General features: G+C 67.6%; 15 protein-coding genes. All 15 read right to left on the bottom strand.

The window, feature by feature from the left end:
• Positions 1-33: 33 nt before the first annotated feature.
• The 15 genes from ACFC02_RS19795 to ACFC02_RS19865 all read right to left on the bottom strand — a co-directional run bounded on the left by ACFC02_RS19795 (position 34) and on the right by ACFC02_RS19865 (position 12,603).
• A complete protein-coding gene (locus ACFC02_RS19795) occupies positions 34-1,308 on the bottom strand; it encodes a phage major capsid protein (RefSeq protein WP_376358551.1) in 1,275 nt (424 codons plus the stop codon).
• Between the two features lie 279 nt (positions 1,309-1,587).
• Entirely contained in the window at positions 1,588-2,301 is a 714-nt protein-coding gene (locus tag ACFC02_RS19800) for an HK97 family phage prohead protease (protein ID WP_376358554.1), read from the bottom strand.
• Entirely contained in the window at positions 2,294-3,709 is a 1,416-nt protein-coding gene (locus ACFC02_RS19805) for a phage portal protein (protein ID WP_376358557.1), read from the bottom strand. The genes ACFC02_RS19800 and ACFC02_RS19805 overlap by 8 nt, the downstream gene beginning before the upstream one ends.
• 9 nt (positions 3,710-3,718) lie before the next feature.
• Positions 3,719-5,239 carry a hypothetical protein gene (locus tag ACFC02_RS19810; protein WP_376358560.1) on the bottom strand — a complete coding sequence of 507 codons (1,521 nt, stop codon included), beginning with the start codon at positions 5,237-5,239 and terminating at the stop codon, positions 3,719-3,721.
• Positions 5,193-5,558, bottom strand: a complete 366-nt coding sequence (locus tag ACFC02_RS19815; RefSeq protein ID WP_376358563.1) for a hypothetical protein — start codon at positions 5,556-5,558, stop codon at positions 5,193-5,195. Before ACFC02_RS19815 ends, ACFC02_RS19810 begins: the two co-directional genes overlap by 47 nt.
• A gap of 135 nt (positions 5,559-5,693) precedes the next feature.
• Positions 5,694-6,020: an HNH endonuclease gene (locus ACFC02_RS19820; protein WP_376358566.1), complete on the bottom strand. Its 327-nt coding sequence runs from the start codon at positions 6,018-6,020 to the stop codon at positions 5,694-5,696.
• Between the two features lie 258 nt (positions 6,021-6,278).
• Positions 6,279-6,518 (bottom strand): hypothetical protein, encoded by a 240-nt coding sequence (locus ACFC02_RS19825; protein WP_376358569.1) that lies wholly within the window; start codon positions 6,516-6,518, stop codon positions 6,279-6,281.
• A 44-nt stretch (positions 6,519-6,562) separates the two neighbouring features.
• Entirely contained in the window at positions 6,563-7,312 is a 750-nt protein-coding gene (locus ACFC02_RS19830) for a DUF4145 domain-containing protein (RefSeq protein WP_376358572.1), read from the bottom strand.
• A 243-nt stretch (positions 7,313-7,555) separates the two neighbouring features.
• The gene (locus ACFC02_RS19835) at positions 7,556-7,795 is read right to left on the bottom strand and encodes a hypothetical protein (RefSeq protein WP_376358575.1); all 240 of its coding nucleotides are present in this window, start codon (positions 7,793-7,795) and stop codon (positions 7,556-7,558) included.
• 90 nt (positions 7,796-7,885) lie between these two features.
• Positions 7,886-8,917 (bottom strand): hypothetical protein, encoded by a 1,032-nt coding sequence (locus tag ACFC02_RS19840; RefSeq protein ID WP_376358578.1) that lies wholly within the window; start codon positions 8,915-8,917, stop codon positions 7,886-7,888.
• 216 nt (positions 8,918-9,133) lie between these two features.
• On the bottom strand, positions 9,134-9,397 hold the full coding sequence (locus ACFC02_RS19845; protein WP_376358581.1) for a hypothetical protein: 264 nt from the start codon (positions 9,395-9,397) through the stop codon (positions 9,134-9,136).
• A 1,132-nt stretch (positions 9,398-10,529) separates the two neighbouring features.
• Positions 10,530-10,928, bottom strand: a complete 399-nt coding sequence (locus ACFC02_RS19850) for a helix-turn-helix transcriptional regulator (protein ID WP_376358584.1) — start codon at positions 10,926-10,928, stop codon at positions 10,530-10,532.
• A gap of 149 nt (positions 10,929-11,077) precedes the next feature.
• On the bottom strand, positions 11,078-11,458 hold the full coding sequence (locus ACFC02_RS19855) for a hypothetical protein (RefSeq protein ID WP_376358587.1): 381 nt from the start codon (positions 11,456-11,458) through the stop codon (positions 11,078-11,080).
• 163 nt (positions 11,459-11,621) lie between these two features.
• Positions 11,622-11,840: a hypothetical protein gene (locus ACFC02_RS19860; RefSeq protein ID WP_376358590.1), complete on the bottom strand. Its 219-nt coding sequence runs from the start codon at positions 11,838-11,840 to the stop codon at positions 11,622-11,624.
• Positions 11,841-11,934: 94 nt separating this feature from the next.
• Positions 11,935-12,603 carry a hypothetical protein gene (locus ACFC02_RS19865; RefSeq protein WP_376358593.1) on the bottom strand — a complete coding sequence of 223 codons (669 nt, stop codon included), beginning with the start codon at positions 12,601-12,603 and terminating at the stop codon, positions 11,935-11,937.
• Positions 12,604-12,666: the final 63 nt, after the last annotated feature.

Below are 12,666 nucleotides of genomic sequence, written 5' to 3' on the forward strand. Positions count from 1 at the left end.
GGCCCCGGCGGGTGCCCGCGCCGCGTCTCCAGTTCAGCTGCCGGCGCCCTGGTACGTCTTCACGGCTCCGGTGAGGTCGACGAGGGCCCCGTCGGCGCGCATCAGCGCGCGGAAGGTGACCAGGTCGGTGTTGAAGGCGAAGTCGTCGGACCGCTCGAAGCGGACGCCGCCCGCGAGGCGGACGAAGTACTGCGACATGTCGCCGAAGACCACGGACTTCGCGCCGGTGGCGACCGCGGCCACGTTGGGCTCGGTCAGGACCGGCTTGCCGAGGATGGTGTCCGGGACGCCGGCCTGCAGGCCCGGCTGCCAGATGTACTGACCGGTGGTGTCCTTCAGCTTGCGGACGGCAGCGATCGAGCTGTCCGCCATCATCCAGATCGCGGCAGGGGACTTGCGGTACGGCGCGATCACCGAGAAGAACAGGTCGATGATGTTGTCCGAGGTGAAGGCGCCCCCGACGCCGGTTCCGCCCGTGACGCCCACGGTGGCGTCGGTGACGACGCCGCGGGGCTGGCTGGAGCCGGTTCCGGTGATGGCGTGCGCCCCGAAGGCGTTGCCGAGCGCCCGGCCGGCCTGCATGGCGAGGTAGCCCTCCAGGTCCACGCCGGAGTCGTCGAGCAGTTCGCGGCTGACCTGGATCAGCGCGCCGTACTTGAACGCGTTGAGTTCGACCTGCCCGAAGGCCGGGTCGGACTCGCCGATGGGCTGGCCCTCGGTGACGATCGACGCCGAGCTGTGGGCGGTGGTCTTCGGGACCTGGATGGTCTCGCCGCCGTCCGTGTTGAGGATCGTCGCACCCGACTGCATGATCGCCGAGTTCTGGATGAGGTGCTGCACCAGCCGGTCGTAGAACGTGGTGGGCACGGTGTCGCCGCCGCCGGTGGCCGCGCCGACGGTGAGCGCACGCTGCTGCAGGGACCGCCAGTCGATGCGGCCCTTGGGGCGGACGTCGAAGAAGCGGGAGCGGCTCTCGCCGCGCATCCACGACCGCAGCTCTGCGTCACCGCCCTCGGCCGGGGCACCAGCACGCTGCCCGCCGCCCTGGCCGCCGTCGCCCGGCCCGCTGCCCTTGCCGCCGTGCAGCCGGTCGAACGCGGCGTCCGCGTCCTTCGCCCGCTGCTCGGTGTCCAGGGCCGCCTTGATGCGCTCGTCGAGCTTGTCCAGCTCCTCGCTCATCACGTCCCACTGGCCCTGCTCCTCGGCCGTGAGATTGCGGTTCTCCTCGGTGCTGCGGTCGGCGATGCCCTTCATCTGCTCCCAGACCTGGGCGCGGCGCTCCCGCAGCTTCTTGACCATGTCCGACATGGATGGACTCCGATCGAATTCGATCTCGACCGGGAGCCCTCGCGGTCCCGCACCCCAGGGGGTGCCGGTGGCCGGCGCCTCTTCGCAACCGGCGGTCCGCTGATCCCTCTCCGTGTCACACGCGGCCCGTTGTGTGCTTCGCCGCACCCAGAGCGGCCACCGACCGGGGGTTGCCCAAGTCGGTGCCGTGGCAGTGCGGTTACGCGGTCCAGGACGGTCGTGCCGCCCCCTGAATGTGGGGGTCTTGGTACTGCAGTGCGTACGCGGCCCTGTGGGGGCTCAGACGTACGGGTCTTCGCGCCGGGCCAGCAGCGCCGCCGCGGCGGCGTGGCCTGCCATGCCCTTCTTCTTGGGCCGGGCCGGGGACGGCCCGTCGCTGCGGACGAAGAACTTGCGCAGCTCATCCGCCTGGGCGAGCGAGCGGACTTCCTCGAGGTCAGCGTCGAACTTCTTCGCGAGCGAGCGCAGGCCCGCTGAGGTGTCCGCGTAGGCGGGCGTGTTCACCGGGGCGACGTCGACGACCTGGGCGCCGAGCAGCCGCCGCAGCGGATACCCCTGGTCGGTCATCGTCCAGTCGTCGTCCAGGGTGCGGAACGCGAAGGACGACTTGCGGACGTCGCCGCGTTCAACCAGCTCGACCACGTGGCCCATGGCGGCCGGCGGGAGCACGTCGTACGCCAGGCCGTACGCGTCGATGCCCATCCGCAGGGTGCCGGCCGCGGTGGTGCCGAGCAGCTGGTTGTCGTCGTGGTTGTAGCGGGCGATGACGTCCGGCCAGCCGTCGCCGCGGGACTGGTTGAAGGCGACCGGGTCGACGACCTCGATGAAGCCCCCCAAATTCTTGCTCTGCCGGTTGAAGACGGCCGCGTACCCGCCGATGCGCTTCATGCCGTTGTCGGCGCGCAGTTCGGCCTTGCCGGTGTCGCCGGAGGTGTACCGGCGTTCGATCTCCACAGTGCCCTCCAGCGGGGTGGTTGTGTCCTGCTCAGCCATGCTGTTCTTCGCTCCCCCGGACCAGCCGCAGCCGCGGGTCTTCGCCGTCGCTGCGGATGGTCGGCGGGGTGATCGAGACGCCGGCCTGGATCGGCAGCGGCGTGTAGTCCTGGCCCTGGCCGTCCGGCAGGGGCGGCATGTTCTCCCGGTTGCGGATCTCGTCGACGTTCATGCCGCCGATCAGCCGGGCCTTCTCCCACATTGACCAGCGGGTCAGCGGGTCCAGGCGGATTAGGGCGTCCGCGTTGAACTTCACGCACTGCCCCCTCGGGGTGAGCATCGACAGATGCGACTCCAGCGTGCTCATCCACGGCAGCAGCGTGAGCTGGATCAGCTCAACCTCGCGCTGTGCCGGGCTGCTGTAGGACATCGATCCGCCGGTCTCACCGCCGATCAGCTCGGGCGGCACTCCGTAGATCGCGGCGATCTGCGTTGCGCCCAGCTTCAGCGTGGCGATGAACTGGGCCTCGTACGCCGGGACGGTGATCGCCTCGTAGTCCCAGTCCGCGCCGTGCACGATCGGCTGCCGCGATCGGATCGCCTCGACCAGACGGGCTTTGATGACCGCGGCTTCCTTCTGGTCGACCTTCTTCGCCGTGTTCTTGAACGTGCCCGGGGGCACGCCGCCGGTCGCGTGCCAGGCCTCCATGTACTCCTGCGCGGCCAGGCTCGTGTTCGCCATCGACGCGAACGCGCCGATCGGTGACAGCCCGAGCACCTTGCCCGGCACGGTGAACCAGGGGATGTGCACGATGTCAGCCGGGTCGACACGGTTGCCGAGGACGTACCAGATCGGGTTGACGAACGAGCCCTCGCCGTACGGCATCGAGTCGATGACCTGGACCCAGTCCATCGGCAGCCACTCGACCATCGTCGGGTAGCCCAGGTAGTCGCGGGCGGTGACGTAGCCGACCGCGTTGCCCCGGTAGACCATCGACAAGACGGCCCGCTTGATCCAGTCGTGCAGATTGCCTTGCGTCGAGGGGCTCGCGAACAGCGAGCTGAGCGGCAGGCTCTGCACCGCGTCGCCGACTTCCCGGTACTGGCGCAGCGGCGCAGCAGCCAGGTTCGACGCCAGCAGCCGCCCGGCCGCGTACACGGGGGCCAGGCGCAGCGCCCGGTCGACACTGACCGCGCCACCGGCCTGGAGCGGGCCGCCGTGATTCCAGGGCACGGACGTGATGGAGCGCCGCTCGACCGCGCTGCGGGATTCCACACCGACCAGCCACCCGCCGGCCTGGCGGAAGCCGCGGACCGCCAAGCCGAGCCGCCGGCCCCACGTGGCGCGGGCCGTCGCACGCCAGCTGCTCGCCGTACGGCCGCGCGCGTCCATCCACACGTCGCCGACAAGGACCGGGCCTGCGTCCTGCGATGTACGGGCGGGCTTGCGCCGGGGCCACAGCTTCACGCGCACTCCCTAGAAGATCGATTCGAGGACGTCGTATTCGGCGTCAGCCAGCAGGTGCGAGCGGTCGAGGTAGGACCAGCGGGCGAGACTCATGGCGACGAGCGGGGTGATGTCGACGTCCGACTTGGTCGGCGTCCACGCGATCGTGTCGCCGGAGGCCTTCGTCTTAGCTCCGGCCACGGCCACGTCGAGGTGCCGGTTCGGCCGGACCCTGAAGGCCTGCTCCCGGACGCCGTCGAGGACCTGCCCGGTCGCGGCCGCCATGTCGATCGCCCCGGTCACGGCCAAGTCGCCGGGATCCGGTTCCTCCGGGTCCTCTGGCAGCTGGAAGCCCTCCTTGTCCAGGGCCGTCTTCAGGAACGCGAAGGTCCCCTTGCCCATGGCGATCGCGATCGGCTCCAGGGCCTCGCGCAGCTCGATCAGCCGCGGGATGAGCCACTTCGTGCCGGGCCGGTAGTCGGCCAGCTGGGCGTGTCCCAGCCCGTCCGCCCGCAGCCCGTACACGCAGATCGCCGACGAGTCCCTCAGCGGACTGATGTCCACGCCCAGGGCGAGGCCGGCGTCCCGGTCGCGCTCCGTGGCCTCGTCGAGCATGGCCGCCCACTTGGCCGGGTCGATGACGGTGCTGCCCTCGGCGCGCTTCGGCCAGATGCCGAGGATCTCGCGGGCGAAACCCTGGTCGCTCATGCCGCGCCGGTCGCGCGCCGTGGCTTCTTCGGTGACGCGGGTCCCCCATGCCGGGTTGGTCGCCTGCCACAGCTCCGGCTCGTCGAGGTCGACGTCGGCGAGGTGCTCCAGGTCGCCGTCGAGGCCCCAGTCGCGGTAGCCGAGCGAGGCGTCCCCTCCTGCTTCGGCTCGCTCGCGCAGGTGGTACATCACGTCGCCGGTGTCGCCCGACAGCGGCGGCGTGCTGGTGTAGATGATCTGCGGGTTCTGGACGGCCCGCATCGTCGGCATGAGGGCTTCGTTCTGTTCCCAGGTGTAGGCGAAGGCCTCGTCGATGATGTTCGTGTTGCCGGTGAACCCGCGACCAGATCCCTTGCTGCGGGCGATGAACTTCAGCTCGGCGTTGGTGTCGAGCCGCTCGAAGCCCTCTTCCCCGTTCGTGTTGCTGATCTTGATGCGGATGCCGTCGACCTCGAGCAGGTTCTCGTTCGCGCCGACCTGCTTGCCGAGCCGCTTCAGCAGCTGCTTCATCCGCCGGAACGCCCGGATCGCCGTCTTGTACTCGTGCGCCGACCACATGATCAGCTGTTCGCCCAGCAGCAGGAACCCGGCGAGCGCCCGGATCTCCAGGATGGCGCCCTTGCCGTTCTGGCGCGGCACCCACTCGGCGAACTCGAAGCACGCCCACTTCCCGTCGGCGCGCACCGACATCATCAGGTCGAGGCTGTCCGCCTGCCACGGGTCCGCGACGAGGCCGGCACGCCGCGCCAGCTCGCACGCCTCCGGGCCGAGCGAGTACGCGGCCGGCGGCGCGAGTTCAACCCTGGGCCTTGCGTGCGATCCGGGCAGTGAGGTCGGAGACACCCGCACCCCCTGCCGGATCAACCGAGGCCGGAGCAGCGCCGTACTGGCCCTGCCGGATCTCCGCCAAAAGCGCCTTCAAAGCCGCCGACTGCTGCCGAGACTCCGCCAACAACCCCGAAATATCAGCGAATTGAGCGACATCGGCATTGACATCGCCCGAGGACACGCGCACCATGGAATCCAGCAGTTCAAGCCGGTCAGCGATCCGACAAGCCTCCTCCAGCAGCACCAGATGCGCCGGAGTCAGAGACCAGATCGCCAGGGATTCCCGCCACATCCGGCGGCCCCGCTCACCGAGACCGGCAGGCTCCTCCGGCACCGTCTCCCTCTCCTCCCGTGATCATTTGCGCTGCCCAAAAATCGCGGGGGGAGAGGGAGGGTCAGGTGGGGGCGGGGTCATCCGCTCCTTGATCAAAAAACCCGGAATATCGGACATTATTTACATCTGTAAAGGTCAGAGGCTTGCAGCGTCCACAGTGAAGCTCGGGCGCGGCTGGCGCGCGGCGCGGAGCTGGTTGTTCCGGATGGTGTTGCAGCGACGGTGGGCCAGCCTGCAGTTCGCCCGGTCGAGGGGATCCCCTCCGAGCCAGAGGGGTTGGACGTGGTCGACGGTGCGCGCCATGGGGTGGGTGGTGCCGGGCAGGGACTGGTCGACGTGCCTGCCGCACCACCAGCAGAGTGTCTCTTCGGCGAAGACCTGCGCCTGGACTCGTCGCCAGGGTCGACCGGATCGTGCCTGCCTTGTGCGGCGCTCAATCTCCTGCTCCGTCAGCTCAGGCATGGGCAGGAGGGGCTGGCAGGGCGCTGCCCTGGTGGCTGTGCTGCTGGTAGGGCAGGCAGGCGGCGCCTGCTGCACTGGGAGTGGTGCTGGTGCGAGGCATGGCCACCACCCCCGGACACACCCGAGCCCGGCACTGTGGCCGGGCTCGGGAAAGCTGGGCTGGGCTGGTGGCAGTGGTGCGGCGGGAGACCTTTGCGACAGCGGTGCCACCGTCTCACAGAATGAGCGGCGTACTGATCTCTGTCAAGTAGCCGCTGGTCAGGCCCCTTGACACACGGGCGTCCGAGCTTCCTGACGGCGTACGGCGGCGGCTATGTCGGCCAAGTCCCACAAGGCCAGGGCCTGGCCGCGGTTGGGGTTGGGTCGGGAGCCGGCCGGGGTCACGGCGCGGCGGCGCGCCCAGTCGCGGAACTGCTTGGGCGTCATGCCGAGGGAGTAGGCGGCTTGGGCGGTGGTGACGAGGGGTCGGCCGTCACATCCGGTGCTGGTACTGGTCACTCGTCCAGTGTGCCCAGCTTGTTGGGCCCATCGGGCCGCGCTGTTCAGGGCCGCCCGATGGGAGCACCTGAGAAGTCTGCGCCGGCGGCAGTGACCGGGGCGACGGCACTGCTGTCGGCACCGCCGTTGCTCTCCTTGCGCTCCTGGTGCCTGCTCTGCAGCCTCTGGAGCTTCGACGGGCGCTGGAAGACCTCATCGAGCAGAGCGTCCATGAACTCGAGAATGGCTTCGGCGTCCTCCGTCGAGATCGGCTCATCACCGATGTCCCCATGAGCAATGCTGTTGCCATCCTGCCGGATCTGATCGCTCGTATCTGCCGTGAGTGGGCTGATGACGCCGCTGTCGCGAAGGGCGTTGATCTTCTTTTGAATGCCCCCCACCGTGATGCCCTTGGCCTTCGCTGTCGCTTCTACCACGGCACGAGCAAGGGCGACGGCTCCGCGAGCGGCTCCTATGCTGAGGCATGCGTGAGCCTCGCTGGCCGTGGCACCAATCTCCGGCGGCACGTCCGCAAACTGCGGACGCCGGATGGCGATCGGTTCCCATTGGAGCTCAACTTGAGGGAGCTTGATCTTCGCCGTGGCGTAGACGGCCTTGTACAGCTCGGCCCAGCCGACGGAAAGGCGCGAACAATTTTCGTTGGAGCATCGGAAGGCTGCCATGTACACCGGGCGATCATGGTCTGGCAGACCGTAGCTTGTGGTGGGCCAGACAGCCTCTGGCAACAGGTACGGGTCCAACACCATAGTCATGTGGGTGCGATCGCCGCACCAGCCGCAGATTGTGCTCGCCATAGACGCAACCATACGCAGCAACGGCTAGCCATGGCACGGGTGTTTACCCGGCACCGACCGTCAGCCGTCGATGCCCCATCGGATCTCATCCGTCTTCGTCGTGAACCGGAGACTCGCGCCGGCTCCGAGGATGCCCGCCGAGTGCTTGAAACACGGCGATCCGTCCACGTCCCACGTCCGCGGGGAGATCGTTCAGGACCCCGCCACAGTCCTGTGACGGGGCTCGGCTGGGCGTCGCGGGGATTACCGGCCGGGCCAGGCCGGCGGCTTCCCGAAGTCGACGGGGCGCTGCTCGGTGTCCATCGGGCGCAGCTCGACCTCGGCACTGACCTTCTGCAGCTTGCCGCCGAAGGAGACGACGGCGGCGACGACCTCTTGGCCGGTGGCGCCGGAGCGCATCGCGTCCTGCACGAAGGCGGCGAGGTCGTCGAGCGTCATGAACTGCTTCTTCGGCGCGGTGTGTTCGATCTTCTTCAACGCCATGGCGTCCCTCCCCAGTGATGTGGCGCCAGCGTACGCCGTGCTGCGTGGGCACGTGACCGCGCAGCGACGGCGGCGCTCACGCCGCCAGTGTCACGCCTCGGCCTCGAACGCGCTTACCCCGTCGTCCTCCGGCGGGTCACCGGCTGGCCCCTTCCACGACCGCTCTCCGTACGGCTCCGAAGGGTTCCAGTCCAGCTCGTAGGCCCGCTCCTGCATCCCACGGATCTCGTCGGCCCGTGAGGCGCGAAGCCCCGACTCGATTATGAAGTGCCTGGCCCAGTTGTAATCGTCTTCTGTGAGCGTGCGCAGCGACGGGAGGTCGACGAATCGCTGGCTACCGTCGTAGTACCCGTGGACCGAAGGTGACATGACCCTGAAGCGGGCCAGACTCGGGTAGTCGATCCCCAGGCTCATCACACGCAAGGCGTCCTGCCCGGCCGCGGCGAAGCTGTGGATTTTCTTGAGTTTCGGCAGGAGGTGTCTGCTCCCCGCATCCTTCGGCATCTCCCGCTCCTTCGGTTCGTCCATCCGATAGATCGTCGAACCGAACTTGAAGGGCGAAGCGCTGGCGGGCCGATCCCGCGTGGCGTAGTGGGCCAAGAGCGCGTCGAAGGCCAGCACCAAGCCCGCCATGGCCATCGGGTAGTCGCCGATATCGGCATGCGTCTGGGCCTCGCGCAACAACCGCACCGTCTCTGGCTGGGTCAGCAGGTCCACCATGTCGATCGAGTCGAAGTCCACTCCGAAGACGTCGGCCGCCACGGTGTGGAAGAAGCCCGCCACCGCGGCTCTCGCCTGCTCGATCTGATGTTCTGACGGGAAGGTCCCGTTGTGTTTCAGCGCTACCCGCCAGTCGTTCAGTCGCTTCATGCCAGCTCTGTTGGGCAGCTGGTACTTCGGCCTGACCGTCTCCCAGTACCCCAGGAATTCGGGGGCTTTCTTCACGTCGATCTCAAGGTGTTCGACGACCAGACCCAGGAGGTTCTCAGTCGCATCGTGGAACGAGGTCAATGCGCGAGCCGAGAGGACGGAGGGTTGGCGGCTCTGTTCGATGCCTTCCTGGTAGATGAACCTGATGTAGGCGAGCCGCTGGACGGTAAGCGGATTAAGGGTTTGGGGCACGGCATCTCCTGGTGTCACTACGGTGTTCTTGGCCAGGATGACACGAGGGTCTGACAACGGCCCTTTGATTGAGGAGCGTTGTGGGCGGGCCGGGGTTCTACCCCTCCCGGGCGCACGGGTTCGCGCGGCCCGCCCCGACGCGGACGGTGTACGGCCGCCCGGTACGCCTGCCCCTTGCGGGGGCTCGCCACCAGCGTACGTCCGACCATGGTGCGGTCAGAAGCGTTCCCACCAGTTGAGGAAGTGGATGAGCAGCCAGGTGCCGACGATCGGGATCAGGAAGTACGCCAGCCAGAAGAGCGGCAGTCGGTCGGCGTTCTTGGACATGGACGCCGGCGGCAGCGGATCCGCGCGCTTGTACTTCAGCTCATCCAGTCGCCGAGTGGCTGCCAGGTAATCTTCGCCAGGCTGTCGCGGCCGCTCTTCTGCCTCGCGCTGGGCGCGCTGGCGATCGGCCTGCCGCTGGCTGGCTTCGCGCATGAACTGCTTACGGCGTCGCGATGTCACTGCCGTTCTCCGTCCGTTACTGTCGTCACGGGCGCCGTCGCTGGCGCTGCCCCCAACCGTTCACGGCTTGTAGCTGGAGTCCATGAGATACAAGGTCGCCCACTTCGGTGACCTTGACGTAACAGCCCCTCCATGGAACGGGCCCGCAGCCAGGATGGCTGCGGGCCGGGTTGTCGATCTGTTTGGCAGTCAGGTACGGGCCTGAATCCAGAGGACCACAAGGCTGACCGCGCCCGACCCCACTCCGTAGGCGGCCCCGCGGATCAGCTGCTCCTGGGCAGACCGGCCGTACCGTGCGGCCCACTTCCGGGCCCAGCTCATCCAAGGATTCCCTGGGGTGGCGTTCTTGCTAGTCTTCAAGCGTCACCTTCTTACGTGAGTCTCGTGGTCTGGTGTCGCACCGGGAGCCCTCCCGACGGTTGGCCTAGGAAACCGCGTCGGGGTTGGGGCTCCTTCTGTGCTTTTGATGAGTGTAGTGAGGGCGGCCGACTACGAAGCACCCGAAAGGTGTTGTGCGAAGGGCCCGCTTCCGCTGCTGGTCGACTGAGTCCCACTCAGTCCCACTCAGTCCCACTCAGTCCCACTAAACATCGGAGCAAACCGGAGAAACCCGGCCCGCCAAAACGAGCTGTGAGGCTGGTCACAGCATCCTTGGCGAGGTGCTGCATCCGGCCACGGCAGAGCACGTTATGGCATGAGCGTGAAGCCCACATCTGACGGTGGCCGATCCCAGCCAGACGCCCCAATTCAGCAGCTGACATGCGAGAACTGGCAAGCACTGCTGAGCAACTTCTACTTTCCGCGAGAAAAGTAGAAGCATCTCTGGCCTGCCGATTCGCGATATGGCCGAAACACTGCACACGGCCGGAAGTGGTCGTCCGGCTTCGGCCAGAGGCCCTTCGAGTGTTCGTCCCTGAGGGTGGTCATCCACTGCCTGAGCCGGCCGCCGACGCGCGCGGTCAGGCGGGCAGGATGCCGAGGACCATCAGCAACACCATGACGAAGATGCCGACGATCAGAATGAAGCTGATCTCACCGGTGTTCATGCTGTTCTTCTCTTCTACCCCGGCCAGGCCGGCGCCACGGGGTGGCCTGGCGCTGGCGGTCAGCCGCCGCCGGCCTTCCGGTAGCCGCGTCGCCCGGCAAGCGCCTGCGCCACGGTGGAGCCGTACCAGCGGTGCGCGCGGCCGGAGCAGTCGTCGGGCTCCGGCCAGCGGCCCTTCGAGCGGTCGGCGCGGATCGTGGCCGCCGTGAGGTCGGTGGCCTGTTCGATCTCCCGGGCGGTGTAGAGGCGGCTGGGCTCCAGGTCGGCGGCCGGGCGCTCGATGTGCTCGGCCACGACCTGGTCGACCGTGGCCGGGTCGAAAAGCAGGTACCGGCCGCGTTTCCCGATGGGTTCGGGCCATGCGGGGTGGCGTGCCCACTGGTTGCGGACGGTGGTCTCGGCGCGGCCGTGGCGGGCGGCGATCTCGGCGTAGGTCTCGCCGGGCGGGGTGTCTACCATGGTGGTGTCCGTCCCTTGTGGATGGTTGGTGACCGGTGGGGGTTTTCCGACGGGCGCCTCTCGTGCCTGTGGGCTTCAGCCCGGCCCCTGCCGGTCGTCTCTGATCTTGTGGGTAAGCCCCCCGGCTGGCTGCCGGGGGGCTCGGTGTGTCAGTCCTCCTGGGTGTCGATCAGCTCGTGCGCCACGCTGTGGAGCGTTTCACCGGCGGTCACGAGGTTGACCCTGATCTCCAGGCTCACCACGTGTTCAGCGGTCTCCATGTACCGGCTGAAGAGGTGGGCTGCGGAGAGCCAGTGAAGGCATCCTCCCCAGATCCCCGCCTGAAGGTCTTCGCTGATCGGTTCGTCCTCGATGAGTTCCGTGATCCGGACCACTGCGGCGATCATCTCGCCGCTGCGGAGGGTGTCGGCCTCGAAGTCGGGGAGAGTGATCGGGATCGGGAGGAACCCGCACACTCTGGAGATCAGGGTGTAGATCCCGAGAATGGCGATCCCCAGGTTCTGGATCTCCCGCTCGGACTCGTCAGACATAGCGTCCGTCCTCTCTTGAGTTGTGGTGGTTGGTGAAGGTTTCGGGGTTTCCGGCCCCTCGTCCCTTCTGTCTCTATTATGGACCGTTGATGCACTGTTTTGCAACACTCCTAGGCGAAGAAGTGGCCCCAACTTCCACGGAAGCTGGGGCCGTTGTGTCAGGTCAGGCGAGGTGCCATCCAGACAGCCGGCCATCGTCGCCGACCTCGGCAGACAGCCGGACGCCAGGCAAGTCGCTGACGGACACGCCGGTCGCCGCGGCGATGTCCGCCGCCGGGTAGCGCTCCGGCTCAGCGCGCTCTTCCGGCGGGACGTCGGCGACGACCTCCGCCTGGTCGCCGAAGAGCAACAGGACGCGGACGGTGACGCGCTCCGTGGCCATGGGCTTCCTTCCTCTCGGTAGTCGTGTAGTCAGCAGGACAGGCCCGTCGTTGGTCAGCGGCTCCCAGCAGGCCCCAGGCCAGAGAACCGCTCATTCAGCCGACCGGCTTGAACGTCCCGCACTCGTTCTTGAACAACTCCCCAACGCGGAGGGTCACTGTCAACCGGGTCGCCTGCGTTACGAACCGGTTCGCGATGATGTCCCCGTTCGCGGCCGTCCGCTCCCAGTAACAGTCTGAGAAGTGGCCGGTCGCCTGATACGTGCCCGGCCCGATCTCCTGAACATCTGAACCAGAATCGGCGTCGAACGGCTTCGGGTGTGCTGTCACCTCGTACTCACCCGCCGAGATCCACCGCTCATAGTCCCCTGACACGGCCTGTCTGACGGTCTTCGACCACTTCGGGCACAGCTTCGGCACCCCGAAGCTCAGGATCTTCGCGCCGTCCTCGTCCATGTAGCCAGCCTCGGCAAGCCACTGCGCCGGCGACGCGCTCTCAGTCTGGTCCGGCAGAGAGTCGCAGATGTCTTGCACGTAGTCCGACGCCGATTGATAGGTGGTGGTGTCGTAGACCCAGCCCTCGGTATCGGCCTTCTCGTCGATCTCTCCCTCCGGACCAGGCGGATACGCAGGCTCTGGCTCCTCGGGCACCTCCGATACTGTCGCGTCGGTTTCCTCTACCGAAGCTGAAACCGACGGCGCCTCGGACACCTTCTCCCCTGCCGTGCCCGCGCCGCCCCCACAGCCCCCCAGCATCATCACCACGGCCACAACAGCAGCCCCGGCCCCCACCGTGCATAGTCTCCTCATGCCGCGATGGTCACCCGT

Source organism: Streptomyces sp. NPDC056160 (assembly GCF_042268205.1).
GTDB lineage: Bacteria > Actinomycetota > Actinomycetes > Streptomycetales > Streptomycetaceae > Streptomyces.